We start from the raw sequence: 25,609 nt of genomic DNA on the forward strand, positions 1-25,609 counted from the left end.
TAGACTCGGGTTATGCCGCTAGCCAGCCGTGTGACCGACCTCGGACCGTTCGACCTGCTGCTTTCCGTTGCCCGGTTGGGCAGTCTCGGCGCGGCGGCGCGGGCGCACGGCATCAGCCAGCCGGCGGCGAGTTCGCGGATCCAGTATCTGGAGCGGCGGGTGGGCGTCGCGCTGCTGGAACGTTCCCCGCAGGGTTCGCGGCTCACCGCGCAGGGTGCGCTGGTCGCGGACTGGGCCCGTACGGCGCTGGACGCGGCGACCGCGCTCGAAGCCGGCATCACGTCGTTGCACCACACGGCGGAGAGCCGGCTCGCGGTCGCCGCGAGCATGACGATCGCGGAGTATCTGCTGCCGCACTGGCTCGTACGGTTCCGCGCGGTGGCCGCCGCCGCGCCGGAGGGGGTGGTGGCGGTCGCGCTGACGACGGGCAATTCGGATGAGGTCGCGGCGGCTGTGCTTGACGGGGCTGCCGCGATCGGTTTCGTGGAGGGCCCGACGGTGCCGCCGGGCGTCACCGCTTTCCCGGTGGGCCAGGACGAGTTGACGTTGATCGTCCACCCGTCCCACCCGTGGGCCCGCCGCACCGGCCGCCGCCGCCTCACCCCGGCCGCCCTGGCCGCGACCTCCCTGGTCACCCGCGAGCCCGGCTCCGGAACCCGCCTCTCCCTCGAACGCGCCCTGCGGGCGGCCGGCGTGAACGAGGCGGACGTGGCCGCCCCCCTGCTCGAGGTCTCGTCGACGACCGCGATCAAGACGGCGGTGGCGGAGGGCGTGGCACCGGCGGTCCTCAGCTCCCTGTCCGTCCGAGCGGAGCTCGCCTCCGGCGCGGTGGTGGCTGTCCCGGTGGCGGGACTCGACCTCTCGCGGACGTTGCGGGGCGTGTACAGGGCGGGCCGGCCGTTGACGGGGCCGGCGCGGGTCTTGGCGGAGGTGGCGGGTTCGCCCGGGGCGTAGCGTTTCGGCGGTGGCCGGGCCGGGGCTCCCGGTGCGGGGGTGCTGCTGACGCACACGTCGGGCTCCGCTGGCGCGGGGCTGACCCCGATGCAGTGGCTGCGGCAGGCCGCCCGCCGCCCCGCTCCCCGCGCGCCCGGCAACCCGATCGGCACCGGTTCCGCGGCCTTGGTGCCGGGCCGTCGAGCCGTGCCGACGTCAGATGCCCCGCAGGACACGCTCAAGTGCCGCCCGCCCGGCGGGTCCCCAGTGCGGCTTTCCCCCGGGCAGACCCCGGTCCCCGCTCTGGCCCATCAGCATCAGGAACAGGCTCTTCATCGCGGCCAGCCCGCGCGCCCGCCGGATCGCCGCGTCGTCCGCCCGCGCGTAGCTGTCGAAGAACCGCGACGCGCCGCCCTCGGGGAGCAGCACCCAGGCGGCGGCAAGATCCCAGGCCGGGTCACCGGCGCAGACGTCGCCGAAGTCGACGACCCCCGTCAACGTCCCGTCCGCGACGACGACGTTGGCGGGGTGCAGGTCGCCGTGGATCCACACCCGCGGGCCCTCCCACCCGGGGGCCGCGGCCGCGTCGTCCCACACGGCCCGAATGTCGTCCTCGGCGAAGTGGCCGAGATCCAGGTCACCCAGGAAGTGCTCGAAGCCCCCCGTGCACTCCTTGGGGTGGATGCCGCGGTCCGGGCTGTCCGGCGCTTCGGCGGGCGCCTCCACGTGCAGCGCCGTGAGGAAGGCCGCCAGGGTGTCGGCCGCGTGGTCGCCGCGGGTGATCGAGCCAAGGTCGAGCGGCGTGCCCTCAACCCATGACATGACGGTCCAGATCTTGGGGAAGCGCTCGGACGGCGTCCCCTCCCGCACGGGCACCGGGATCGGCAGCGGCAGGCGCGAGGCCAGGGTCGGCAGCCACCGGCGCTCCTTGAGCAGCACCGCCGGATCGACGTCCATCCGCTGCATCCGTACGGCCAGCTCGTCCCCGAGCCGCCACATCTGATTGCCCCAGCCTCCCACCACCTCGCGGATGGGCAGCGCGGCCAGATCCGGATGCTGGTCCCGCAGCAGCTCGCGCACCAGATCCTCGCTGATCTCAGTCTGGGATTCGATCATGCCTCGTCACCCTACTGGGGGCCGGCCCGCCGGCGCCGGGGAAAATGCGATCGCTTCGGGGGGACGGGGGCGTTAGCGTCCGGCGGTGTGATGAATGGGGATCCCAAGGATGTGGTTCGGCGCGGGTATGACCTGCTGGCCGGGCAGTATGAGCGGGCGTACGGCGCTGAGACGAAGTACGGGGACTGGATCGAGGAGCTGCTCGGGCGTCTTCCGGCGGCCGGCGGCGACGTACTGGATGTGGGGTGCGGGAACGGGATTCCGCTGGCGCGGTCGCTGAGCGCGGCGGGGCATCGGGTCACGGGGGTCGACATCAGCGACGTTCAGGTGCGGCGGGCCCAAGAGCTCGTGCCGGCGGGCGAGTTCATCCGGGCGGACGTCACCACGCTGACGTTCCCTGAGGCGAGTTTCGACGCCGTGACCTCCCTTTACGCGCTGATCCACATTCCGGTGGAGGAGCAGCCCGCCCTGCTGGGCCGGATCGCGTCCTGGCTGCGCCCGGGAGGTTGGCTGCTGGCCACCACCGGGCACCGGGCCTGGACGGGGACGGACGACAACTGGCTCGACGGCGGGGCCACGATGTGGTGGAGCCACGCGGACGCGGCCACGAACCGTGGCTGGCTGGAGGTGGCCGGACTGGACGTGACGCACGAGGAGTTCGTCCCGGAGGGGGACAGCGGGCACGTGCTGTTCTGGGCGCGGCGGCCCTGAGGCGGGGTGGGGGCGGGGCACGGGCCGGGGGAGTGTTTCACGTGAAACATCGCGAACCGGACGCGGCGGCGTTCGTTCAGTGCAGCAACTTGACCTGAGCAGCCGTCAGCGCCCGGCCCCACACCGTGACCTCGTTGATCTGCCCGTTGAACCAGTCAACGGCGGCGTCGCCGAACCGGCCCCGCCCGATGACGAACTTGCCGCCCGTGGCGAACGGCGCGATGTCCTGCGCGGTGCCCTGGGGCGCGCCGTTGACGTAGAGCGTCATGTTGTCGTTGCCCGCGTTGAACACCCCGACCAGATGGGTCCAGGTGTGCAGGACCGGCGGGGCCAGGGAGAGCGCGCGGTAGTGGGTCTTGTCGGAATCGCCGCCGTCCGTCTGTACCCGGGAGAACGCCCAGCGCCCGTCCTCCAGGGAGTACTGGAGGTAGAAACCGCTGTCGTGCGCCCCGTTCTGGCTGACCGCGGTGGCAAAGCCGTTGGTGCTGTTCAGGTACACCCAGGCCGAGATGGTGAAGCTCTTGTCGGGTCCGGTGGGAACCACCATCTCCGACGTGGTCAGCTGGCTGTCCTTGCCGTTGAAGAGACCCGCGCCACCGTGCCCGCCGGTGCCGGTCACGTTGGACACGGCGGCCGGGTGGACACCGGTTTCGTCCGCGCCCAGCGCGCCGGGCCTGATCGGCCAGTAGTCGATCGGCTTCGGGATCTTAGGGGACTTCGGGGCCTGCGGAGATTTCGGGAGCTGCGGGGCCGCGGGCTTCTGCGTGCTGCCGCCCGATGCCCCGGACGTGGGCTGCTGCGTCGGTTGGGCCGGACCTGTGCTGGGCGGCGGCGGGGCGAGGGTCGCCGTGGGGGTGGGGGTGAGGGTGGCGCCGGCTTCGACGACCTTCTCGGTGGCGCCGGAGTTCACGGCGGGTTTGTGGGCGATCCAGAGCATGACGAAGGTGAGGGCGAGGGCGGCGATGACGCCGAAGAAGGTGGCGAGCCAGCGGGGTAGGAAGCCGCGTTGGACGTAGGTGCCTTCCACCGGGTGGGGTTTGCTGCCGGAGCGCAGGACGGAGAGCCGGTAGGGGCGTTGTTCTTTGGTGCCGAACCAGATGATCTTCCGGGGTCGCAGGGTGGTTTTGACGAACACGGCGCGGCCGGGTTCGATTTGTACGCTGCTGGGGCGGATGTCGTAGGAGAGCTGGTCGCCGTTGTCGTTGCCGTCCAGGGAGGCGGTGAGTTTGGTGTTGCCGAGGTTGTCGATCGCGAGCCGGGGTCGGCCGCGGAAGCGGCCTTTGACGGTGGGCGGGACGAGTTCGGCGCGCATCTCGGTGAACGGGGTGATGGTGAGGTTGCCTTCGGGGACGGTGGTCGCCTCGGGGTGCTCGGTCGGGGTGATCCGCACGGCGTACGGGTTCGGCCCGGCGGTCGCGTCCGGTGTGCGGGGCGGCGCGAACGTCAGGGCGACCGCGCCGGTGGTTCCGGGGAACAGCCGCAGTGTCTGCGGTTCGACGGTCGTCCAGGGGGCGATGTCGCCGACCGGTTCGAAGCGGTACTCGTCCACCACGTCACCGGTGTTGCGCAGGCGCAGCTGCACGGTGGTGGTGCTGCCCGGATCGACCGTGGCCGACGCGGGTTCCAGCGAAGTCCAGAGGCTCACCCTGCCACGCTAGGTCAGCCGGGCCATAGGGTCAGGTGCCCCTGGGGCAGCAGTGGTTGTCCGCAAGGGCAGTTCGACATGCGCTGATGCTCAGTTTCAGGCAGGGTGCTCGCCGAGGGGATCGATCCGGTTGCCCCGGCCAACCCCCCACCGGTATAATCAATTGCAGCGCGTCGACCTCCCACCTGCGGAGTCGACGCTTTTTTCATGCCCACTCACCCCGCCCCGCGCCAAGCCCGCGGCACCCTCTTCCACACCGCGGTCGCCGACCCGCGCGGCGATGCGCTGCTGCCGCTGACGATGCTCCGCCGCCGTTATCCCGACCTCCACGCCCGCCACCTCGCCAAATACGCCGGCCGCGAGCACCGCCTCCACGAGCGCGTACTGCCCCTGGACTGCACCTGGTCCGACGTCGTGTTCCTGTCGCCGCTCGATCCGACGGTCCTGTTCGACGCCGTCCGCGGCACCGGCCGGCGCGCGTTCGGCGGCCCGTTCTGGACGCTCGACGCCTCGCGGCTCGACCCCGGCCGGTGCTGCATCCGGCTCATGCGCGTCACGCGGGGCGCCCGCACCGCCGACCCCGGCACCGAGGACGACTACCTCCCGCTGACCACCCCCGCTCTCCGCGCCGTCTCCGAGCTGACCGTGCGCGCGCTCGACCGGCTGCGGACGCTCGGGCCGGACGAGCCCGCGCTGCCGTTCGGCGACGTGCCGCACGTTCTCCACCGGGGGCCGGTGCCGTTCGACGTCTTCGACCTCGTGCAGCGCTCGCCGGGGTAGCCGGGTACGGCGCTCGCCGGGTGGACGGTGGTTACGGCGTCGCCGCGAACGACTCGCGGTGGTCGCGTACCCACTGCTCGAACGTGCCCGCCGGCCGGCCGAGCACCTGCCGCACGTGGTCGGTGACGTAGGCGGCGCCGCCGGCCCGCGCCCAGCCGATCTCGGTGACGATTGCGGCCGGCACCGCGTCGGGCCCGGGCGCGTCGGCGACCTTCACCGGCCGTTGCAGGACGCGTTCCAGGACGCGTTCCAGGACGGCCGCCTGGTCGGCGAACGTCAGCAGCTCGGGCCCGGTCACGGTGTACCGCTGCCCGTCGTGCGCGTCGCCGGTCAGCGCGGCGACGGCGACGGCGGCGACGTCCCTCGGGTCCACGATGGCCTGCCGGGCGTCGCCGACCAGGTTCGGGATCGGCTCACCGGCGTGGATCAGGGCCCGGTAGAAGAGGACGTTCGAGGCGAAGCTCGGCGGGCGGAGCATCGTCCAGGCGAGGCCGCTCGCTTCGATCGCCTGCTCGGCGGCGTGATGCCAGGCGCCGACGGTCGCCCCGTCGAACTGCTCGCCGGTGCCGATCGCGGACAGCTTGACGATTCTGCGGACGCTGCCTGCTGCCCGGGCGGCGGTCAGGAGGGCGAGGTCGTGGGCGGCGGTGGGGGTGGGGGGCGCGGTCACGAGGAAGACGGTTTCGATGTCGGTGAGGGCGGTGGCGAGGGAGGCGGGGTCGTCGAAGTCGGCGCGGATCCAGTCGGGTTGCGCACCGTCGGGCCCGGGTGCGCCGTCGAGCCCGGGTACGCCGTCGGGCCGCTCGCGGCGGGACATCGCGCGAAACGGGACGCCCCGCTCCGTGAGCTGGCGGGCCACGTGACTGCCGATGGTGCCCGTAGCACCGGTAACAAGAATCATGTGGTGACGATCGCATCGCGCTCGCCCCGCCTTATAGGAAGATTCGGCACTATCGTGGGCCGCGTGAGCTCTCTCGCCGTGCCGCCCGCGCTGCGGCGTTGGGTGGACGGGATCGACGTCGCCACGGCGGCCGGTTCGACGGCGGTCGACGTGCCCGATCACGCCACCACGCTCGTGCTGCGCACCGATACGGGTGAGCTGATCGTCATGGGCCCGCGCACCCGGGCTGCTTATCACTCCGAGGCCGGCGGGCGGTCGTGCCTGCGGGTCCGGATGCGGCCGGGGCGGGCGCGGGCGCTGCTCGGGCGTTCGCTGCGGGATCTCGCGGACCGGGCGGTGCCGCTCCGCGAGCTACCTGACGTGGACGTCGAGCGCCTGGACGTCGGCCGGTTGGACGTCGGCCGGTTCGCCGCTGATCCGATCGCCGCGCTCGGGGAAGCGCTGGCCGGGCGCCCGGAGCCGTCCGAGCCCCGGACGCTGGTGGAGGAGGCCGCTCACCTGCTGCCCGGCAGGACGGTCGCGGCGACCGCGGCCCGGCTGCACATCAGCGAGCGCCGCCTGCACACGTTGTTCACGGAGGGCACGGGGCTGTCGCCGAAGCACTTCGCGCGGATCGAGCGCGTGCGGTCCGTGCTCGCGGCGCCCGACGCGTGGGCGTGGGCGGCCGTCGCCGCGGCGGCCGGCTACTACGACCAGTCCCACATGGCCGCGGAGTTCCGCCACTTCATGGGCGTCCCCCCGGCCGCCTTCACCGCGGGCCGCCGCCCGCCCCCAAGCCCGTGCACGGCGTGACCCCGAACTCCCCGGGGCGGGTGGCTACATGTCGTATTCGAGTGGCCGCAGCCCGGCGCGGTAGGCGGCGTCGGGCAGCGCGACGAGCGGGCTCAGCCAGGGTCGTGCGTCAGGCTCTGCGCTCGCGCTAGGTTCACGGGATGCAGCAGCCGCCGGAACAGGTTCCCGCGCTCCTTGACGGCCCGGCCGTCGACGTGTCCGACGCCCATGAACTGCTCGTCGGCTACCTGGAGTGGTACCGGGAGGCCCTGATGCGAAAGCTCGCCGGACTCTCCGACGACCAGCTCCGCACGCCTGTCGAACCGCTTGGCTGGTCGCCGCTCGGACTAGTCCAGCATCTCGGCTGGGTCGAACGCCGATGGCTGCGATGGGGGTTCGGCGCCCAGGACGTCACCGCCTATCCGCCCGGTGGAGACGCGGACGAGTGGACGGTCCCCGCCGGCACTTCTACCACGCAGGTCATGGCCGCGTACCAAGCGGAGGTGACCGCTGCGAACTGCCATACCAGGACTGCCACCTTGAGCGACAAGGCGCGCCTCGGGGGCCGCTTCAAGACGCCAGACCAAGCGCCCTCGCTCGGACGGATCCTCTTCCACCTGCTCCAGGAGTACGCCCGCCACCTCGGCCACCTCGACGTCGCCCGCGAACTCATCGACGGCGAGACAGGCGAGTGAGGCCCCCAGGCTTCTGACGCGGCACGGGCCAGCCGGTCGCCCACCGGGCCATCGACCGGCCGCGCCGTGCTGCTTGCCGGGATAGGGGTGTGTTGGGTCGGGCGTAGGGCGGTGAGCATGGGGTTGTTGGATTGAGTTCCGGTTTGGGGGAACCGGAGTTGCCGGGACAGAATCCGGACACTCACAGGATCGTTTCAGGATCGGACCCTCCCTAGTGTCGTTGTGTCAGCAGGAAACACCGACACCGACAGCCGCTGGAGATCACGATGCGTCGTCCGCGTCCCGCCACCCGTTCCGCCCGCCTTTTCCTGGCCGCCGCCGTCATGACGGCGCTCGCCGCGACCGCCACCGCGTGCGGGTCCGGGGACGACGACAACGCGAGCTCGCCGGCGCCATCTTCCACGGCCCCCGCCGTCACCCTCAGCCCGTCCTCGTCCGCCACGGCCCCGTCCGCCTCCGCGCCGTCCACCGACGCCCCGGCGGCGCCCTCGGCCAAGACCCCTCCGACCAGCGGGAGTTCCAGCACGGGCGGGTCCGGGAACACCGTCGCCGACGGTGGCGGGAAGACCCCCATCTGCCACACGGCCGACCTGGCCATGATGGCCAAGAACACCTCGCCCGACGCCCAGACCGGCGACGTCACCGTCCTCATGACCAACAAGGGCGGGAGCACCTGCTCGGCGGCGGGCTTCCCCGGCGCCGACATCAAGGACAGCGACGGCACCTCCGTCTCCGTCGACCGGGGCCGTGAGGTGCCCAAGGTCACGGACCTGAAGCCCGGTGAGACCGCGAGCTTCAGCATCTCCTACCCGGTCGATCACAGCGGCGACCGCCTCTACCTCCCGGTCGCCATCCTCACGACGCCGCCGAACGAGACCCACACCGTCTCGCTGAAGTGGCCGGCCGGCGCCCCGCCGCTTCAGGGGCCGTACGGCGACAGCGACATCCAGGTCCACCCGGTCGCCCTCGAAGGCTGAGGGCCGGGACGTCCCCTTTGACGAACGTAAGGCCGCTCTCCGTGGCGGTCAGCTTCGGGCGCGGCGGACGGTTGGAGTTGGTCGATTCGGCCTCGCCCGGCCGGCGACGCCGAGGATTCTTACCCGACAACGCGAATATTCGTGTTGCCGCATGGACGACCTGGACGAGCCCCCGTACCGTCGACTTCAGTGGCCCAACGAGGCCGGGAAGCATAGGGGTTTCAGCATGGCGCGAGAGGAACTGACCCGACTTACCGGTACTGGGAACGGGGAGTGCGGAAAGGATGACTGCCCGAATGTCTACCGCACCGCCAGCGGCTCGATCATCGTTCAGGGGAACATTTCTGAGGCGTTCCTGCCGCCTGCAGGGGAAGGGCTCGTTGAGATCCCCGAAAGCGTGCTGAGGGAGGCCGTACGTGTTCTTGGCTGGTGAGGACTGGGCGGCCCGATTTGAGGGCTTCCGGCAGGAAGCCTGGAGGCTTGAGACTCTGCCCCAGTACCGCATGCCGCAGGAGGAAGAGGAGTTCGAGGCGTTCAAGGCAGGGGCGCGTGTCGACCCCGATGCCGTCTCGAATGACTACACAGACCGGCTGCGACGACAGGTTGCGGAAGGACGCTCGCAGGGGCGTGTGCATGTTGTATCCCGACCGCTCTCGGACTACCTGCGATTCGAGTTCTCCCAGTACTACGCACCTCATGCACTGGCCGGTGAACAGATCCGTATTCTGGACGTGACCGACCGGGCGAACCCCTTGGACGGGGTTCAAGACTTCTGGGTCTTCGACCGCTCCGAGGTGGTGCTGATGAACTACCACCCGGACGGACGGCAGATCAACCGTGAGGTCCACGAGGGCGATGTCGACCGGTTCACCGAATATCAGCGGATCGCGATCGCCGAGTCGGTGTCCTTTGAGGAGTACGTGAAGGGTCTTGACGTTTGAGCCCGAGAAGCTGGGTCAGTCCAGATCAGACCTAGCGGAATCATTGAGAAGTCAGCGCAGGCGGGCTGGGAAGACGCAGACCTGGCTCGCTCGCCGCTGCAACATGTCTCAAACCAAGGTCAGCAACATCGAGAGCGGCAAACTCATGCCGTCACTGGTCGACATCGACTTGATCCTTGGGGTCCTCGGGGCGGACAAGGCCACAGCGGCAGAGGTCTTGTCCTTGGCCAGAACCGCCAACACGGAGTGGCAGGATCACCGGACTGCTTGCCACGCCCGAGTATGTGCGCGCCAGCATCTCCGATGTTTCCGGGGATCAGTCAAAGACCATCGCGAAGAAGCTGGAACGGCAGCAAGTGCTTTACGACCCCTCAAAGTCATTCACGTTCATTCTCACGGAGCAGGCGGCCAGATGGCCTCTGCTGCCCACTATGGCAATGGCTGTCCAACTCGACCGTCTTGCATCCCTGTCCCGTATTCCGAGCGTGCGTCTGGGTGTCATCCCGCTGGGTGGTCACATTCCAGAGAGGCCGCTGAACACCTTTACGGTGTACGACCGGAGGTTGGCCACCGTGGAAACGGGTACAGGAGTCCTGATCCTACAGGATCATAGAGACGTGTCGGCATATCTTGCCGACTTTGATACATACGAAAAGCACGCGGTCTTCGGGGACGCATGTCGGGACCTCCTGGCCGAGTGGTCCATGATCTTTAATCGACAACGCTAATATTTCTGAGAATCGGCACTCCTCGCCTCTACGTTGGATGCGGATGAGTTTTCCCATCGTAAGGGGTGCGGGATGAGAGCTATCCGAAACGGGCTGAAGTTCGCGTGGTTAGAGGTAACGGGTCTGTGTAACGAGTTCTGCCATCACTGCTATGCCGACTCGTCACCGAAGGGAACGCACGGCATCATGACCGTGCGGGACTGGACAAGGGTCATCGACGAGCTTTCGGGTATGGGTGCGCTGGATGTTCAGTTCATCGGCGGAGAGCCGACGCTGTACCCGCGCCTTGCGGAACTGATCCGCCATGCGTACGACTTCGGGCTGTCCGTCGAAGTGTTCTCCAACATGACGCACATCCGGCCCGAACTCTGGGAGACGTTCACGGACTGCAAGGTCAAACTGGCTACGTCCTACTACTCCGACACGCCGGAAGAACACGACGGCGTAACCAGGCTCCGAGGCTCGCACAGAAGGACCCGGGTCAACATCGAGAAAGCGCTCGACCTCGGCATTCCGATTCGCGGCGGCGTCGTGGCCGTACAGAAGGGCCAGCGCGTCCACGAGGCCGCGCGGGATCTTTCGGCGCTGGGAGTCGGTACGGTCGGCGGCGACCGGGCCCGAGCATTCGGAAGGGCCGGCGCAGGCGCCGAGCCGACCATCGGTGATCTCTGCGGGCATTGCGCGTACGAGAAGTGCGCCATCGGCCCCAGCGGTGCCGTGTGGCCGTGCGTGCTTGGGCGGTTCCTGAACCTCGGTAACGTGCTGGAGAGGCCGCTTCCGGAGATCTGGGGCGGTGCGCGTATGGCCGACGTGCTTGCCGACATCACGGCCGTGCACGGAGAAGGCGCGCAGTCCTGTACGCCCCCGCAGTTCCTCCCGATGTGCGGGCCGTGCAGTCCGTGCGTTCCGTCCGTCGGGCACTGCGATCCGACGGAGGCCGGCACTGGGGCGGGTCCGGATACGATCGACACACCCGCGTGAGTTTTGAGATCACCAGGAGCGCACCAAATGGACGATCACGGGGACGACTTCGGCCGGTGGGGCACGGACGGCAACGCGACCGCGATGCGGCGGAGCGAGGAAGACTGGGCGAGGATCGCCGGGTACATCCGGCACGCCGCGAACAAGGTGGGACCGGCGTTGCCGCTGTGTCTGCCCGGCGAGCCCCAGGAGTGCGGTCGGAGCGCTCAGCAACACGTGTTGGCGTGGTCCGCGCACCTCAAGGCGGTGGCCCACCACCTGATCGAAGAGTCCGCTCCCAGCGAGGCCCGGGCGGCGCACGTCGCCGGGCCGCTCTACCAGCGCCGTCTGGCGGAACTGCGGGCGCAGGCAGCCCCGATGCCCGCCTCACGGGGGTGAGCTGCCGGTCGCGCTAGCGACGGGCAGTCGCCGCGCTGTTCCCCGCGCCCGCGGGGATGGCCCCGCGGACGACGGCACGGACGTCGAGTACACGGCCTGCTCCCCGCGCACGTGGGGATGGCCGGGCGGGTTACGCGGTGGGGAACTCGTTGGCCTTCACTGCCGCCACGAACGACGTGAACGCCGTTGCCGGGAAGGTCAGGATCGGGCCGGTCGGGTTTTTTGAGTCGCGGACGGGGATCACGCCGCGTGAGTCCGTGAGGTTGGTGGCGACCTCGACGCAGTTGCCGCCATTGTCGCTGTAGGAGGACTTGAACCAGCGGGGGGATTCGGTCGTGCTCGTCACGGGGCGCCCTTTCGCAACTTGCTGATCATGGCCACGGTGTCCGCCTGAGACAGCGATTCGGCCTGGAGTTGATGGTAGGCCGTCAGCTGAGGTAGTACGAATTTCGTGTCGCGTTCCAGGTGACCGCGCATCTGGGACTCCGCGTACGCGTACACGGACAGGTCCGACATCGTCACCAGGTTCATCGGCAGGTTGAACGGGCGGCGCTCACCCATCTCGAACGGGGCGATCTGGAGCACGGTGTTGGGCAGTTCGGCGAACTCGATCAGGCTCGCCAACTGCGCGTCCATGACGTCATCGCCGCCCACCCGCCTGCGGACACAGCTCTCGTCCATCACCACCAGCATCATCGGAGGGCGCGGCCGTACCAGCGCGGCTTGGCGCTCCGCCAGGAACGAGAGCCGCTCGGCCGCCTGATCACGGTTGATCGTCCCCCGCCGTACGGCCCCGTCGGCCAATACCTGCGCGTACTACGGTGTTTGGAGCAGGCCGGGGATGATCCCGATCTCGTAGAGCCGGATCTCCACGGCTCGGCCCTCGTACCCCACGTACTGCGGGAAGCCCTCCAGCAGCGAGCCGTGCTTGAGCTCGCGCCAATCGCGTTCGAACGTGTCTTCGCTGCCGGCCGTCCCGAACGCGAGATCAAGGCTGCGTGAAAAGCGAAGAGTTGGCATCTTGCGACCAGTTTCCACGGCCGAAATATGCGTGCTGGAATATTCCGTCGCGTCGGCGAGATCCTCCTGCTTCCAGCCTCGGGCTTCGCGCAAGCTGCGCACTCGTGCTCCGAAGGCCGCCTCGGGGCTGCTGTCCGGGTCTAACTCCTTGCGGTTCACTGGCTTTTTACCGACCTTCCGCTCATAACTCACAGGTTGAAGCGCCTCTGACGCTACGTCACTCTGGGCGCATCTGGTAGTGGAACAGCTACTGAGAGGAGCGGATCATGCCCTCACGGCCACGTCAACCCGACCCCGGGGACGCCGACTTCCCCGTCAACGGGGAGCCCCCGATCCGCTCCGCCCTGTCGTGGCCGCCCTGCGAGTGCCCGAAGCCGGACTGCCCGCTCAAGGCCGCGCCGAACGTGCGCAGGGAGCGGGAGGAGAGTGCGGTACTTCGCGCACTGCGGGAACGGGTTCGGGACGACTGCGACAGCCGGCGTCGGCTCGGGATCCTCGGGCGGAAGCTGTGAACGCCCCCCCGCCCCCCCGCCCCCCCGCCCCCCGCTCCCCGCTTGCCGCGCCCCGGGGCGCCGGGGCCCCGCCGAACCCGGCAGCCATACATGACCGTTGACCAGGGAGAGATGATGCCCGCAGCGCAACAGCCCGCCGCTGACTCCGGCGTGGCCGGCCCGCCCCAGCTGATCTGGGGGCCGAAGAAACTGCCCGTGCCGTTCGCCGCCGCCTGGAGCGGTGAGCAGCCGGATATCAGCCGGTTGATCGCGCGGCCGTTCGGGGCGGGGCTCGCGTACAGCGACGAGCGGCCCGAAGACCGGGACGAGCACGGGGTGTTGTGGGCGCGGCTCTCGATCGCGCCGGGGTCGGGGCGGCCGGTCTTCGAGGCCATGCACTCCGTCCGCCAGCGCGAGGCGCTCCTGCACCGGCTCTGCCAAGTCTGCGGAAAGCCGGCCGAACGCACCGAACAGGGCTGGCTGTTCCTCTCGCAGTACACCCGACTGACGCAGGCAATGGGCGACTCAGCGAACCAGGGCTTCACCTCCAAGCCGCCGATCTGCCCGCCCTGCGCCCGACTGGCCGTCCGGTTGTGCCCGCACCTGACCGACCCCGTCTGCGTCCGCAGCGCCAACCCCCGGGTGTGGGGGGTGTCCGGCGGCTTCTACGTCCCCAACCACGACGCGAAAGCCGTCCCCTACCCCGCCGACGAGAACCTCCCCTACCGCCACCGCCCCGACCTGGAGAAGTGGTTCCTCGCCTCCCAACTCATCGTCCACCTCACCAAATGCACACCCGCCACGCTGGACGACGACGGGTCGTGAGAGCTGTTGCTCGGGCGGGGCGAGTTGCGGCCCGGGCCGATCCCGCGCCGTGCGCTGCGCGGAGGTGCGGAGGGTGATCCGTTCGAACGGGGCAGTCGTGTCTCGCGGCGCTCGAGGGTCGCGGCCGGCGCGTGCGGGCCTACCTGGGCGCGTTGACCTGGTCTTCGCGGGCTTCGACTTGACCGCCGACTTCAGCAACAAGGGCAAAAATCATGACCGTTGATTCCACCGCGCTCCGCCGTGCCCTCACCGAGCGGATCTGTGGCGGCGGCGCCCGGACCGACCGCGCATGGTGCGCCGCCGTCGGGGCCGTTGCCCGGGAGCTCTTCGTGGATACGGCTGTCTACCGGTCCGGCGGGGGCAGTTGGGAGCCCGTGCGCCGCGCCGACGTCAGCGAGGAGGAGTGGCTGGGCCTCGTCTACTCCGACACCACGTGGGTGACCCAGGTCGACGGCACGAGCGCTGCCGACGCCGACGGGCCGGTGGTCGGCAGCCCCACCTCGTCCTCCACGCTGCCTTCCCTGGTGGTGCGGACGCTCGAAGTGGCCGGTCTCCAGGACGGGGACAAGGTACTGGAAATCGGCACCGGGACCGGGTATTCCACGGCGATTCTGTGCCACCGGCTGGGGGAGGGGAACGTCACGTCGGTCGAGTTCGACGCAGGTCTGGCCGCGAGCGCCGCCGGTCATCTGAGGGCAGCCGGGTACGGCCCCACGCTCGTCAACGGCGACGGTCTCCAAGGGCACCAGGAGGGCGCCGAGTACGACGCGGTGGTCGCCACCTGCGCGGTGCGGTACATCCCGCGCCACTGGCTGTGGCAGCTCCGCGACGGCGGCACCATCACGACCGCTCTCAGCGGCTGGATACTCGCGTCGGGCCTGATCCGCCTCACCCTCGACGACGAGGGAGCCGCCACCGGCCGGTTCGAGGGGGACCGGATCTCGTACATGCTCGCGCGCCCGCACGAACGGCCGCCCCGGCCCATGTTCCACCGGCTCCCCGGACAGTCCCGGGCCAGCCGCGTCGATCCTGGCCTCCTCCAGGACTGGACGGGGCTGTTCGTCGCTCAACTCGCCGCACCCTCCGCGGAGTTCTGGAACTCGGGCAACGACGGCCGCGTCGTCCTCGCCGATGTCGCCACCGGATCCCAGGCGTGGAGCGACGCCGGCGAGGTCCACCAGCACGGGCCGCTGCGCTTGTGGGACCAGGTCGAGGACGCTCTTCTGGCGTGGCAGGGGGCAGGGTCGCCCGATCAGACGGCGTTCGGGATGACGGTCACCGACGAGACGCAGACGGTCTGGCTCGGCGAACCGGGCGGGCCGAACTGGCAGCTCCCGGTGTGACGTTGCCCTGGCCGTTGCCCGGCGCACGCGGAGATCGTCCCCGCGCCCGCGGGACCCGGCGCCTCAGGAGGGCGCCAGGACGTGACACGGCTCGCTCCGAAGGCTGCGACGGTCTGGGCACTGACGGGGGATATGGGGGACTCGGGCGACCAGGGCTTCACGTCCAAGCCCCCGGTGTGGGCGCCGTACGCGCGACTGGCCGTCCGCCTGTGCCTTCACCTGACCGACCCGGTCGCGATCCGCAGCGCCAACTACCACGTGTGGGCCGTCTCCGGCGGAATGTACGTCCCCAACCACGACGCGAAGGCCGTCCCGTACCCGGCCGACGAGAACTTCCGCTACCGCCAACGCCCCGACCTGGAAAGGTGGTTCCTCGCCTCCCAACTCGTCGTCCACCTCACCAAATGCACACCCGCCACGCTGGACGACGACGGGTAATGCGTCCGCACAGGTGACGTGTGTCCCGGCGGATAAAGGTGAGCAGGGCGGTCGGACCATCCATTATGATCCCCGTATGAAAATATCTGCCGCTCTGCTTCTTGCGGCCCCTGTCCTTCTCCTGGCCGCAGCATGCAGCAGCAGCGACTCCGGCGACACCAAGCACGCCAGCGAACATGCTGCCACGGCCGTGGCTTCCGGCGTCTCCAGTTCCCCCGCCATCGTGCCCACCTCGACGCCGACCACCGCTGATCCGGCGCTCAAGCTGCGGCGCGAACGCGACAAGATCCAGGCCGAGGTCGATCAGGATCTGAAGAAGGCGCATCTGCCGGACGGCCGGGACAAGTACGCGAACAACGGCGACTGTAACGTCACCCGCACATTTCTCGCCCCGATGAGCAGCTATCACCGCACCCGGGAGAGCATGGTCGCGTTGCTCCGGGAGCAGAAGTGGCAAAGCGCGATCAGTTCGGGCACCGACGAGACGCATCTGACCCGGAACGGCTGGGACATGTTCGTGTCCCGGATCACCGATATAAAAGGTGACGGCGGAGTCACCTATCAGCAGTTGACCGTTTCGGCGACTTGCCCCTGAGGCGGAAGCCGGGGTGTGCCCTCGCCGTTGGGATCGTCGAGTACGAACTGATTGCCCCTGGGCGGCGACTGCCCCCGCGCCCCGCGCGTAAGGTGTGCCGCGCTCGCGAGCCCCGGTCCCTCGGGGGGACGTCAGGACGTGGCGGTCGCGGCTCGCGCCGAAGGCCGCGACGGTCTGGGCGACGAGGACGGCGAGCAGGATGGCGATCGGCAGCGTCCATCCCCCGCTCGCGGAGTGCAGCAGGCCCAGGCCGAGCGGGCCGAGGCAGGCGATGAGGTAGCCGATTCCCTGGGCCATGTCGAGAGCCGGCCGGTGTTGCCCGGCGCACGCGGAGATCGTCCCCGCGCCCGCGGGCGCGTTGTCGGGGCGGGTGGCTCGGTCACTACGATCCGCGTATGAAGAGAACCGCCGCCTTGTTTGTTGCGGCTCCGGTGCTGCTCCTCAGTGGAGCCTGCGGCAGTGGGGACTCCGGGGGCACCCGGCACGCTGCCGCCGTACCCGTCGAATCCAGCGTCTCGGCCGCTCCCGCCGCCGTGCCCAGTGCGACGGCCACGACGGCTGACCCTGCGGCTCAGCGGCGGCCGGAGTACGAGAAGATCACCGACGAGATCAAACGGGGGTTCCAACAGGCTGAGATACCCGTGCAGTTGGACAGGGATACCGACCCGTACCACTACTGCCTCATCAACCGTTACCGCATCTACCCGAAGGCCGGGCACACCCGCGCCCGGGAGTCCGTGGTGGGGTTCCTCCGGGGGGAGGGCTGGCGGAGTGACACCACGGCGGGGACCGACGAGACGCATCTGACGCGTAACGGCTGGGATCTGTTCGTCACGCGGGTGACCGATATCCCGGGCGATGCCGGTGTTCCGTACGAGTCGCTGACGGTCTCGGCGGATTGCAACCACCCGCGCTCGTGAGCGCCCCGCCGCCATAGGGCGGCGCGATCAGCGTTGCGCTGCCGGCCAGGCTGCCAGTGCCAGTTCGACCGCTGCCGTGAGTTGGGCGGCACTGGCTCCGTCCTGGGCTCGCTGGGAAAGCCCCTGGAGGACGGTGGCAAAGTAGTCGGCCAGGGCCCGGGGTTCGGTCTCGGCGGGCAGTTCCCCCGCGCGCTGCGCCTCTCGCAGCCGGGCCTCGAACCCGTCCACGTTCTTGTTCCGCAGATCGCGGAGGAACGCCCGCACCTCCGCGTCCTGCGGAGTGACGTTCGTCGCCGCGCTGATGGCCAGGCAGCCGGCCGGGTGGGCGGGATCCGGGTAGATGGTCGCGGCCTCTCGAAGGATGCGCGCGAATGCCCCGTACGCGGTGGACTCCTCCTGGAGCGCCACCCCCGCGAAGGCGCCGACAGGTGACCGGCCGTAGGCGTCGACCACCTCTTTGAACAGGGACTTCTTGTCTCCGAAGGCCGCGTACAGGCTCCCTGAGCGGATCCCCATCGCCTCGGTCAGCTCGCCGATGGAAACGCCTTCATAGCCTCGCTCCCAGAACAGGCGCGTGGCCGCGGTCAGCGCCGCCGCGCGGTCGAAGGTGCGCGGGCGGCCGCGCTTGGGTGTCTCGGTCATGCACACATTTTAGAGCGATCGACCAAGAAACCGTGCTAGCTTTTTTCTTGGTCGATCACTCAACAAATGGAAGGCGGCCAACCACCATGGGTACGCGGCGACTTGAAGGAAAGACCGCACTCGTCACCGGAGGCAGCAGGGGCATCGGGCGCGCCGTCGCAGAGCGGCTCGCTCGGGACGGCGCCGTGGTCGCACTGACCTACGCCCGCGACGAGCCCGCGGCGCACGAGGTCGTGGAGCGCATCCGGAAGGCCGGCGGCCGGGCCTTCGCCCTCCACGCGCAGTTGGGAAGTCACGGCGACGCCGCCGCCCTGTGGTCGGCCTTCGACGCCCGGATTCCCCACCACACGCCCGAGCCGGTCGTCGACATCATCGTCAACAACGCCGGCATAGGGCGCAGTGCGGACCTGACGTCACTGACCGAGGACGGTTTCGACGAGGTCTTCGCCGTGAACGTGCGAGCGCCGTTCTTCATCGTGCAGGAGGGGAGGAAGCGGCTGCGGGACGCCGGCCGGATCATCAACATCTCCAGCGGCGCGGCCCACCTCGCCATGCCCGAGGCCATCGCCTACGGCGCCACCAAGAGCGCCCTGGACAACTTCACCCGCAACCTCGCCAAGGAACTGGGCGCTCAGGGCATCACGGCGAACTCCGTCGCCCCCGGAATCATCGACACGGACGTCAACGCGGGCTGGCTGCGCGGCAATCCGGAGGCCGAAGCCCACGCGGCCTCGCTGGCCGCACTGGGCCGCGTCGGCCGACCGGAGGACGTGGCCGACATCGTGGCCTTCCTCGCCTCGGACGAGGCGCGCTGGGTCACCGGCAAGGTGATCGACGCCACCGGCGGCGCGGGCCTGTGAGCCTTCACCCTTCGCCCCGGTGACCGGGGGGTTTGCCTTGTGTTCGGAGGGAGTTCATATGGGACTGATACTTTACCGCCGCCAGATGGCTCCCGGGGGGGACCGACGGGGCGGGTCGCGAGAGGCGGATCGGCCCGGTTGCCGGCGTGACAGCAGGGGAACGTGATGGACAGGGTGGGGACCTTGCCGCGGGAACGGCCGCGGCCGCATGTCTCTCGCACGGGACCGCATGTCGCTCGCACGCGACCTCGCACGCGACCTCGCACGTGCCCTCGCACGCGCCCTCGCACGTGCCCTCGCACGGCGCCGGAATCCGCGCCGCTTCGCCCGACTCCCCGCAGCCCCGGTCCACTTGGACCGACCGCGGCCCGCGCAGCGGCCCCGCGCCCTTTCGACGAAGGACGATGAACCACGTGCACCGACTTGCCCAACGACACGTGCCTCGGCGCGTGCTCGCCCGCGGCCTGACCGCCGCCGCCACCACCGTCGTACTCGGCGCCGGGCTCGCCCCGGCGGTCTACGCCGACACCGGCGCCAACAGCACCGCCAAGGCGGCCCCGCGGGCCGCCGAGCCCGAGACCGTCGTCCCGGCCGGCAGCCGCTTCGCGCCGACGCGGGAGGTCCTCTTCTCCGCCGGCGACTCCGGCTATCTCTCCACCAACGAGGCCGGCACCACCCGGTGGGTGGACGAGGCAACGGGAGCCCAGGGAGCCCCCGTCACCGGGGCGGGCCAGACGAACGGCGGCCTGAGGGCCGGCCAGAGCGGCACGGCCGTCACGGTCACCGATCTCGCCACCGGCACCGCCGCGGCCACCGTCCAGGTGCCGGCCGGCCAGCAGTTCACCGGGGTCTTCCGGTCCGACGCCGTCGTCACGGACGGCACCGGCACCGACGGCACGGACGGCCTGCACATCCTGCGCACCGCGGCCGACGGTACGACGACCGACCAGGCCGTCACCGGCACGCCGGCCGGCGCCCTCGACTACTCCCGGGTCGCCCAGAGCACCGACTTCGCGGTCTTCCACGTGAAAGTCGACGGCACCGTCCGCACCTACCTGCTGAGCTACGCCGACGCCTCCGTGCGGGAGATCTTCGCGTCGGTGCCGGACCCGACGGGGTACCGGACGGTCATCGGCGGCACCCGGGTGCTGATATCCCAGCCGGGCGGCTCGACGGCATACTCCGTGCGGCTGGACGACCCGGCCGGGACGGTCGAGACGACCCCCTTCCCCGCGCTCCTCGGTGCCCCGCCGATGATCCCGGTTCCGGTCGGCGACCGGGTGCTCTTCCTGCGGGAGGGGTCAGACCTGGGGCCCAAGGTCCCCGGCCTGCCGCTGCTCAGCGTTCCGGTCGGCGGCGGAGCCGCGCAGACCCTGCTGACCGCTTCTGAGCAGTTCTACGCGATCGCGCCGGACGGTTCGGTGCTGGTGGTCGGCGGCACCGACTCCGACGACTGGGCGGTGCGCAAGGTCACCGCGGCCAGCGGCGCCGACCCGGTCCTCACCACGGTCCGCGCGCTGCCGCCGGTGCCCGCCGTGATCTACGGAATGACGTACACCGCCGGGCAGTTGCTCTACAGCACCAACGTCGTGGAGCCCTCGACGCTGGTCAGCCGCGAGGTGGGCACGGGCGCCACGCCGACCGTCGGCGCCGCGACGCAGCCGTGGAACGCCGCCGCCGTCCCCACCATCAGGAACTGCGGGCCGACCACCGCGCCCTGCGTGCCGCTGACCGGCCTCGGCACCGGCACCGCCGCCACCCCCGCGCCCGGTAGGGACGGGGTCCAGGCGCCGGTGCCCGGCCAGTCGAACGTCATCCGCGACGTGGACACCGGCGCGACGGACAACGTCGTCTCGGACGCGTCCGACGGCCACACCCTGATCACCAGCCCCTCGCAGGGCAAGCAGTGGGTGGCCGACCTCGGCCTCGGCTACACCGGGCAGATCGAGGTCAGCCGGACCACCAGCGCCGCCGCCCTGTGGGGCAACATCTTCTGGGTGCCGGGCACGGCGGGCAAGGGCAGCGTGCGCCCGTACAACCTGACCAACCGCACGTTCGGCAGCACGTTCCAGACCGCGGCGACCTGCGCCTCGTTCACCGAACTCCAAGCGGACGACCGGTGGTTGTACTGGTCGTGCGGGAGCACGGCGGGGGTCTACGACTGGAAGACCGGGAAGAACATCCCCGTACCCGCCGGTACCGACACCCTGCTCGGCGACGGCTACCTGGTGCGGCACGACAAGTCCCGCGGCAAGCTCGTCCTGACCGACTTCCACAGCGGCACCGCGGTCACCGGTGACGTGGCTGACCTGGCCGCCGGGAACTACACCGACGACCGCGGGGTCACCTGGTCGGTGGACAAGTACGGTGGCGGCGTCGCCTACGTGGACGCCACCCGGCACATCCACGTCCTGCCGCTGGCCGACATCGTCCCGCAGAACATCAACCTGCTGCGCTCCCAGGTCTCGGGCGCGAGCGTCGGCAGCACCGTCACGCCGTTCACCGGCCAGTGGGACTACTCCCGCCCGACGGGTCCCTGGACGCTGGCGGTCAAGAACGCGGCGGGCACCGTCGTCGCCACCCGAACGGGCACAGCCCGCAACGGTACGAACGTCACGGCGTCGTGGGACCTGAAGACGGCCTCGGGCAGCTACACCGGCGCGGGCACGTACAGCTGGACGTTCACCGTGCAGCCGCGGGACGGCCAGGGGCCGTGGCTCAGCGAGTACGGGACGCTGAACGTGACCAAGGGCTGACGCCTCCGGCCGCGGGCGGCGTGCGCCTCCTGTTGACTTTCCGAGTGGGAAAGTGGGACGCTACTTTCCAACAAGGAAAGTGAGGTGTGGCGATGAACGACATCGCTCCGGAGGACGCCCTCGCGGCGCTCGACGTCGCCGATCGGGCCAGAGAACAGGTGGCCGCCGAGGTCGGGCTGCCGCGCGGCTACTGGTGGGGGCTGGCGGGCGGCTGGCTGCTGCTCGGCGGGCTCGGCAGCGTCGGGCCCGCGTGGCTGGCCGGCACCGCGACGGTGGTGTTCGGCGCCGCGCACACGACGGTCGCGTCGCGGCTGCTGGACGGGCGGCGGCGCACCGACCGGCTGCGGGTCAGCCGGGCGGTGGCCGGCCGCCGGCTGCCGCTGGTCGTGATCGGCATGCTGGTCGGGCTCGTCGCGATCACGGTCCTGGCCGCGCTCGGGCTCGACGCCGACGGGGCCGACCATGCCTCCATCTGGGCGGCGCTGCTGGTCGCCGCGGTCGTCGGGTTCGGCGGCCCGGAGATCCTGCGGGTGCTGCGGCGTTGGGCCCGGGCATGACCAAGGCGCGGTTCGACGAGCTGATCCACCCCAGTACGCGGCTGTCCCTGGTGGCGACGCTCACGGCGGCGGACTGGGCCGAGTTCGCCTACCTCAAGGACCAGTTGGGGCTGTCGGACTCGGCCCTGTCCAAGCAGCTCGCGACGCTCGAAGAGGCCGGCTACGTGGCGACCGAGCGGCGGCTCAGCGGAACGCGCAGAAAGGTGCGCGCCCGCCTGACGGAGGCCGGGCGCGAGGCGTTCGACGGGCACATCGCGGCACTCCAGGGGATCATCGCCGACGCGAACGCGGGACGGAGGGACGGGGCGGGGGCGTCGGCGGACGCGGACCCGGGCGCCGACGCCGGACCGGGCCGAGCGGGCGAGCCGGGGTGACCTGCGCGCGGCCGGTACAGGGTGACGGGTGCGCCGGGTGACGGGGGCTCCGGCGCGGAGGCGGCGCGGGCCGGGGCGAAGACCCCGGCCCGGCATCGTTCACGCCGCGTCCGCCAGGGCCTCCTGCTCCACCGCCGCCTCGGTCCGGGCCTCCTCGATGTGGGTCAGGACCCGGTCCCTCGGCAGCCGGGAGCGCAGCGCCAGGAAGTACACGATCGCCGCCAGCACCAGGTTGAGGGCGAAGCCCCAGCCCAGGCCGATCCAGCCGCGACCGCCGTCGTAGTCGCCGGCCCAGCTCAGCACCGTCAGCCCGACCAGCCACGGCATCAGCCAGGTCGCGCCCGACTTCCAGTCCAGGTCCGGGGGCATGGACCGGTTCGTGGCCTCGAAGATCACCAGCAGCACGAAGCCGATGCCGATCGTCGCGAAAAGCTTCCAGTTGGTGTTCCAGCCGGCCCAGTAGACGATCAGGTTCGCCGAGTACAGGCCGAGGAACGGGATCACGTCACCGCCGGGCACTCGGAACGGCCGCTCGTGCTCGGGGACCTGGCGGCGCATCGCCGCCAGCACCAGCGGGCCGGAGCCGAACGACAGCACCGTCGCCGACGTGATGAACCCCACGAGCTGCTGCCAGCTCGGGAACGGCAGGAAGACGATCAGGCCCAGCACGAACGTCACGATCAGGCTGATCAGCGGCGCGCCCCGCGAGGTCGTACGGGACAGCGGCTCGGGCGCGTTGCCGTTGCGGGCCATGGCGTACGAGATGCGCGCGGTGACCGTCGTGTAGATCAGGCCGGTGTCGGCGGGCGAGACCACCGCGTCCACGTACAGCAGATACGCCAGCCAGCCCAGCCCGATCGCGCTGGCGATGGCGGCCAGCGGGCCGAAGTCGTTGGTGAACGACAGGCTGAGCCAGCCGCCGGACGACTTCAGGTCGTGCGCCGGGACGGCCGCCAGGAAGGCGATCTCCAGTGCCACGTAGATCACACCGGTGAGCAGCACCGAGCCGATGATCGCGAACGGCACGTTCCGCTTGGGGTCGTCGGTCTCGCCGGCCAGCTCGACGGCCTGCCGGAAGCCGAGGAAGGAGAACGTGATGCCGGCCGTCGAGATCGCGGTGAACACGCCCTTCGCGCCGCCCGGCGCGAAACCGCCGTACTCGTGCGCGGTGAGGTTGTGCCCGTGGAACGCCGTGACCGCGAACGCGATGATCACCGTGAGGATGATGCCGAGCTTCCACCACACCAGGACGTTGTTCACCCGGGCGAACCAGCGGATGCCGAAGTAGTTCAGCAGCACGAAGAACGCCATCGCGACCACCGCGACCACGTAGCCGAGGCCGGTGAGGGTGTACGCGCCGGACGACTTGTGGAGCTGGGTGAAGTTCGCCCATCTGGTGGCGTACTGGAGTGCGCCCTCGACCTCGATCGGGGCGACGGTCGCCGCCGCGACCCAGGTGATCCAGCCCATCGTGTAGCTGGCGAACGAGCCGTAGGACAGGTGCGGGAAGCGGACGACGCCGCCGGACACCGGGAACATCGTGCTCAGCTCGGCGAAGCACAGGCCGATCAGCAGGATCATCACCGAGGCGATGGCCCAGGAGAAGATCGAGGCGGGGCCGGCCTCCTTGGCCGCGTTCAGCGCACCGAACAGCCAGCCTGAGCCGATGATCGAGCCGACGCCGGCGAACAGCAGGCTGACCCGGCCCATGTCGCGGCGCAGACGCGGCTTCTCCGCGCCGCCGCCGCCCTTTGCTCCGCCGGAGGGGCCGCCCGGGGCTCCCCCGGAGGGGCCGCCCGGAGCTCCGCCGGAAGGGCCGTCCGGAGTTCCGCCGGAGGGGCCGCCCGGAGACGCGCCCCGCGAACCGTCTCCAGAACCGCCCGGTGACCCGGATTCCGGCGTCATATGAACCGCCTCCTCGCCCTGCGTCGAGCGCGCGGGCCCGCTCGGCCCGCACCGCTCCTCTCTGGCCGCCCTGCCCCGTGATCCAGATCGCATGCCCGGTCCGTCCGGGAATGGTTCGGCTGCCGAGCGCCTTGAACGATGGGTGCCACGGCCGACGCCGTGCCACACATTCGCTTGGCTTCTGAGGAGTAACCCCGTATGACCAGCCTTTCCGCCGTGCCCGCCTACGCCGCCCCCGCCCCCAAGGCACCGCTGGAGCGCACCACGATCGCCCGCCGCGCGGTCGGCGCGCACGACATCCTGATCGACGTGAAGTTCGCCGGCATCTGCCACTCCGACATCCACCAGGCCCGGGAGGGCTGGGGCGAGGCGATCTTCCCGATGGTGCCCGGCCACGAGATAGCGGGCGTGGTCAGCGAGGTCGGCTCGGACGTCACCGCGTACGCGGTCGGCGACCGGGTCGGCGTGGGCTGTTTCGTGGACTCCTGCCGCGAGTGCGAGTACTGCCTGCGCGGCCAGGAGCAGTTCTGCGCCAACGGCAGCGTCGCCACGTACAACGGCCGCGACAAGAACGGCGACCCCACGTACGGCGGCTACTCCACCGCCCTGGTGGTGGACGAGCACTACGCCGTACGGATACCCGAGGGCCTGAGCCTGGACGTCGCGGCGCCGCTGCTGTGCGCGGGCATCACCACGTACTCGCCGCTGCGGCACTGGAACGTCGGCCCCGGCAAGAAGGTCGCCGTGCTCGGCCTCGGCGGCCTCGGCCACATGGCCGTCAAGCTCGCGCACGCGCTCGGCGCCGAGGTGACCGTGCTCAGCCAGTCGCTGCGCAAGAAGGACGACGGGCTGCGGCTCGGCGCCGACCACTACTACGCCACCAGCGACCCGGCCACCTTCGAGGAGCTGGCGTCCTCGTTCGACGTCATCCTGTCCACCGTCTCGGTGCCGCTGCCGATCGACTCGTACCTGAAGCTGCTCAAGGTGGAGGGCGCCTTCGTGAACGTCGGCGCGCCCGAGGAGCCGGTCTCCGTCAACATGTTCTCGCTGATCTCCGGCCGCAAGACGCTGGCCGGCTCGCCCATCGGCGGCATCGCCGAGACGCAGGAGATGCTGGACTTCTGCGCGGAGCACGGGCTCGGTGCCGAGATCGAGGTGATCTCGGCCGACCAGATCAACGAGGCGTACGAGCGGGTCGTGGCGAGCGACGTGCGGTACCGGTTCGTGATCGACACGGCGACGATCTGACGGGTCGGACGCCGGACGCCGAGCGGCCGGCCGGCTGATCGCTGATCGCTGATCAGTTTGACTGGTTCGTACGGATTG

Annotated in this window: 27 protein-coding genes and 2 pseudogenes; 22 read left to right on the plus strand and 7 right to left on the minus strand. The window is 70.4% G+C overall.

Features of this window, described 5'->3' with window-relative positions; genetic code table 11:
* Positions 1-12 precede the first annotated feature (12 nt).
* On the plus strand, positions 13-954 hold the full coding sequence (locus tag ACQPW6_RS20365; protein ID WP_433891085.1) for a LysR family transcriptional regulator: 942 nt from the start codon (positions 13-15) through the stop codon (positions 952-954).
* 195 nt (positions 955-1,149) lie between these two features.
* Here the strand turns inward: ACQPW6_RS20365 and ACQPW6_RS20370 are convergent, their stop codons facing one another.
* Positions 1,150-2,049, minus strand: a complete 900-nt coding sequence (locus tag ACQPW6_RS20370) for an aminoglycoside phosphotransferase family protein (RefSeq protein ID WP_433891086.1) — start codon at positions 2,047-2,049, stop codon at positions 1,150-1,152.
* Positions 2,050-2,139: 90 nt separating this feature from the next.
* Between ACQPW6_RS20370 and ACQPW6_RS20375 the strand changes: the two genes are divergently transcribed.
* Positions 2,140-2,760 (plus strand): class I SAM-dependent methyltransferase, encoded by a 621-nt coding sequence (locus tag ACQPW6_RS20375; RefSeq protein WP_433894601.1) that lies wholly within the window; start codon positions 2,140-2,142, stop codon positions 2,758-2,760.
* 76 nt (positions 2,761-2,836) lie between these two features.
* On the opposite strand, the gene ACQPW6_RS20380 is transcribed toward ACQPW6_RS20375, so the two are convergent.
* Positions 2,837-4,405 (minus strand): LamG-like jellyroll fold domain-containing protein, encoded by a 1,569-nt coding sequence (locus tag ACQPW6_RS20380; protein WP_433891087.1) that lies wholly within the window; start codon positions 4,403-4,405, stop codon positions 2,837-2,839.
* A gap of 207 nt (positions 4,406-4,612) precedes the next feature.
* Here ACQPW6_RS20380 and ACQPW6_RS20385 point away from each other — a divergent pair, with 207 nt between their 5' ends.
* A complete protein-coding gene (locus tag ACQPW6_RS20385) occupies positions 4,613-5,185 on the plus strand; it encodes a hypothetical protein (RefSeq protein WP_433891088.1) in 573 nt (190 codons plus the stop codon).
* 31 nt (positions 5,186-5,216) lie between these two features.
* On the opposite strand, the gene ACQPW6_RS20390 is transcribed toward ACQPW6_RS20385, so the two are convergent.
* Positions 5,217-6,086: an NAD(P)H-binding protein gene (locus ACQPW6_RS20390; protein ID WP_433891089.1), complete on the minus strand. Its 870-nt coding sequence runs from the start codon at positions 6,084-6,086 to the stop codon at positions 5,217-5,219.
* Positions 6,087-6,149: 63 nt separating this feature from the next.
* Between ACQPW6_RS20390 and ACQPW6_RS20395 the strand changes: the two genes are divergently transcribed.
* From ACQPW6_RS20395 to ACQPW6_RS20430, 8 genes and pseudogenes are all read left to right on the plus strand, one after another.
* Positions 6,150-6,878: a helix-turn-helix domain-containing protein gene (locus ACQPW6_RS20395; protein ID WP_433891090.1), complete on the plus strand. Its 729-nt coding sequence runs from the start codon at positions 6,150-6,152 to the stop codon at positions 6,876-6,878.
* Between the two features lie 140 nt (positions 6,879-7,018).
* Positions 7,019-7,552 carry a DinB family protein gene (locus tag ACQPW6_RS20400; protein WP_433891091.1) on the plus strand — a complete coding sequence of 178 codons (534 nt, stop codon included), beginning with the start codon at positions 7,019-7,021 and terminating at the stop codon, positions 7,550-7,552.
* A gap of 266 nt (positions 7,553-7,818) precedes the next feature.
* On the plus strand, positions 7,819-8,529 hold the full coding sequence (locus ACQPW6_RS20405) for a DUF4232 domain-containing protein (RefSeq protein WP_433891092.1): 711 nt from the start codon (positions 7,819-7,821) through the stop codon (positions 8,527-8,529).
* A gap of 226 nt (positions 8,530-8,755) precedes the next feature.
* Complete coding sequence (locus tag ACQPW6_RS20410) at positions 8,756-8,962, plus strand: hypothetical protein (protein WP_433894602.1); 207 nt, start codon at positions 8,756-8,758, stop codon at positions 8,960-8,962.
* Positions 8,946-9,470 carry a DUF6879 family protein gene (locus ACQPW6_RS20415; protein ID WP_433891093.1) on the plus strand — a complete coding sequence of 175 codons (525 nt, stop codon included), beginning with the start codon at positions 8,946-8,948 and terminating at the stop codon, positions 9,468-9,470. Before ACQPW6_RS20410 ends, ACQPW6_RS20415 begins: the two co-directional genes overlap by 17 nt.
* Positions 9,460-10,198 (plus strand): annotated as a pseudogene (locus ACQPW6_RS20420) (Scr1 family TA system antitoxin-like transcriptional regulator). Before ACQPW6_RS20415 ends, ACQPW6_RS20420 begins: the two are co-directional and overlap by 11 nt.
* A gap of 72 nt (positions 10,199-10,270) precedes the next feature.
* Positions 10,271-11,179 (plus strand): radical SAM protein, encoded by a 909-nt coding sequence (locus ACQPW6_RS20425; protein WP_433891094.1) that lies wholly within the window; start codon positions 10,271-10,273, stop codon positions 11,177-11,179.
* Between the two features lie 27 nt (positions 11,180-11,206).
* Positions 11,207-11,557, plus strand: coding sequence for a hypothetical protein (locus ACQPW6_RS20430; RefSeq protein ID WP_433891095.1), 351 nt, complete (start codon positions 11,207-11,209; stop codon positions 11,555-11,557).
* A gap of 130 nt (positions 11,558-11,687) precedes the next feature.
* On the opposite strand, the gene ACQPW6_RS20435 is transcribed toward ACQPW6_RS20430, so the two are convergent.
* Positions 11,688-11,903: a DUF397 domain-containing protein gene (locus ACQPW6_RS20435; RefSeq protein ID WP_433891096.1), complete on the minus strand. Its 216-nt coding sequence runs from the start codon at positions 11,901-11,903 to the stop codon at positions 11,688-11,690.
* Positions 11,900-12,736, minus strand: a pseudogene (locus ACQPW6_RS20440) (helix-turn-helix domain-containing protein). Before ACQPW6_RS20440 ends, ACQPW6_RS20435 begins: the two are co-directional and overlap by 4 nt.
* A gap of 107 nt (positions 12,737-12,843) precedes the next feature.
* Here ACQPW6_RS20440 and ACQPW6_RS20445 point away from each other — a divergent pair.
* The 6 genes from ACQPW6_RS20445 to ACQPW6_RS20470 all read left to right on the plus strand — a co-directional run bounded on the left by ACQPW6_RS20445 (position 12,844) and on the right by ACQPW6_RS20470 (position 17,189).
* Positions 12,844-13,089, plus strand: coding sequence for a hypothetical protein (locus tag ACQPW6_RS20445; RefSeq protein ID WP_433891097.1), 246 nt, complete (start codon positions 12,844-12,846; stop codon positions 13,087-13,089).
* Positions 13,090-13,203: 114 nt separating this feature from the next.
* Positions 13,204-13,893, plus strand: coding sequence for a hypothetical protein (locus ACQPW6_RS20450; protein ID WP_433891098.1), 690 nt, complete (start codon positions 13,204-13,206; stop codon positions 13,891-13,893).
* A gap of 212 nt (positions 13,894-14,105) precedes the next feature.
* The gene (tgmC, locus tag ACQPW6_RS20455) at positions 14,106-15,236 is read left to right on the plus strand and encodes an ATP-grasp peptide maturase system methyltransferase (RefSeq protein ID WP_433891099.1); all 1,131 of its coding nucleotides are present in this window, start codon (positions 14,106-14,108) and stop codon (positions 15,234-15,236) included.
* A gap of 81 nt (positions 15,237-15,317) precedes the next feature.
* Entirely contained in the window at positions 15,318-15,674 is a 357-nt protein-coding gene (locus ACQPW6_RS20460) for a hypothetical protein (RefSeq protein WP_433891100.1), read from the plus strand.
* Between the two features lie 76 nt (positions 15,675-15,750).
* Complete coding sequence (locus ACQPW6_RS20465; protein WP_433891101.1) at positions 15,751-16,269, plus strand: hypothetical protein; 519 nt, start codon at positions 15,751-15,753, stop codon at positions 16,267-16,269.
* Between the two features lie 395 nt (positions 16,270-16,664).
* The gene (locus tag ACQPW6_RS20470) at positions 16,665-17,189 is read left to right on the plus strand and encodes a hypothetical protein (RefSeq protein WP_433891102.1); all 525 of its coding nucleotides are present in this window, start codon (positions 16,665-16,667) and stop codon (positions 17,187-17,189) included.
* Between the two features lie 27 nt (positions 17,190-17,216).
* On the opposite strand, the gene ACQPW6_RS20475 is transcribed toward ACQPW6_RS20470, so the two are convergent.
* Positions 17,217-17,831, minus strand: coding sequence for a TetR/AcrR family transcriptional regulator (locus ACQPW6_RS20475; protein WP_433891103.1), 615 nt, complete (start codon positions 17,829-17,831; stop codon positions 17,217-17,219).
* An 86-nt stretch (positions 17,832-17,917) separates the two neighbouring features.
* On the opposite strand from ACQPW6_RS20475, the gene ACQPW6_RS20480 reads away from it, so the two are divergent.
* From ACQPW6_RS20480 to ACQPW6_RS20495, 4 genes are all read left to right on the plus strand, one after another.
* Entirely contained in the window at positions 17,918-18,691 is a 774-nt protein-coding gene (locus tag ACQPW6_RS20480; protein ID WP_433891104.1) for an SDR family oxidoreductase, read from the plus strand.
* A gap of 437 nt (positions 18,692-19,128) precedes the next feature.
* Positions 19,129-21,447: a hypothetical protein gene (locus tag ACQPW6_RS20485; protein ID WP_433891105.1), complete on the plus strand. Its 2,319-nt coding sequence runs from the start codon at positions 19,129-19,131 to the stop codon at positions 21,445-21,447.
* Between the two features lie 92 nt (positions 21,448-21,539).
* The gene (locus ACQPW6_RS20490) at positions 21,540-22,004 is read left to right on the plus strand and encodes a hypothetical protein (protein ID WP_433891106.1); all 465 of its coding nucleotides are present in this window, start codon (positions 21,540-21,542) and stop codon (positions 22,002-22,004) included.
* On the plus strand, positions 22,001-22,378 hold the full coding sequence (locus tag ACQPW6_RS20495) for a winged helix-turn-helix domain-containing protein (protein WP_433891107.1): 378 nt from the start codon (positions 22,001-22,003) through the stop codon (positions 22,376-22,378). The genes ACQPW6_RS20490 and ACQPW6_RS20495 overlap by 4 nt, the downstream gene beginning before the upstream one ends.
* A 99-nt stretch (positions 22,379-22,477) precedes the next feature.
* On the opposite strand, the gene ACQPW6_RS20500 is transcribed toward ACQPW6_RS20495, so the two are convergent.
* Positions 22,478-24,088 (minus strand): APC family permease, encoded by a 1,611-nt coding sequence (locus tag ACQPW6_RS20500; RefSeq protein WP_433891108.1) that lies wholly within the window; start codon positions 24,086-24,088, stop codon positions 22,478-22,480.
* Between the two features lie 393 nt (positions 24,089-24,481).
* On the opposite strand from ACQPW6_RS20500, the gene ACQPW6_RS20505 reads away from it, so the two are divergent.
* Positions 24,482-25,531, plus strand: coding sequence for an NAD(P)-dependent alcohol dehydrogenase (locus ACQPW6_RS20505; RefSeq protein WP_433891109.1), 1,050 nt, complete (start codon positions 24,482-24,484; stop codon positions 25,529-25,531).
* Positions 25,532-25,609: the final 78 nt, after the last annotated feature.

It is taken from the genome of Streptomyces sp. CA-111067, from assembly GCF_050956065.1.
In the GTDB taxonomy this organism is placed as follows: domain Bacteria; phylum Actinomycetota; class Actinomycetes; order Streptomycetales; family Streptomycetaceae; genus Actinacidiphila.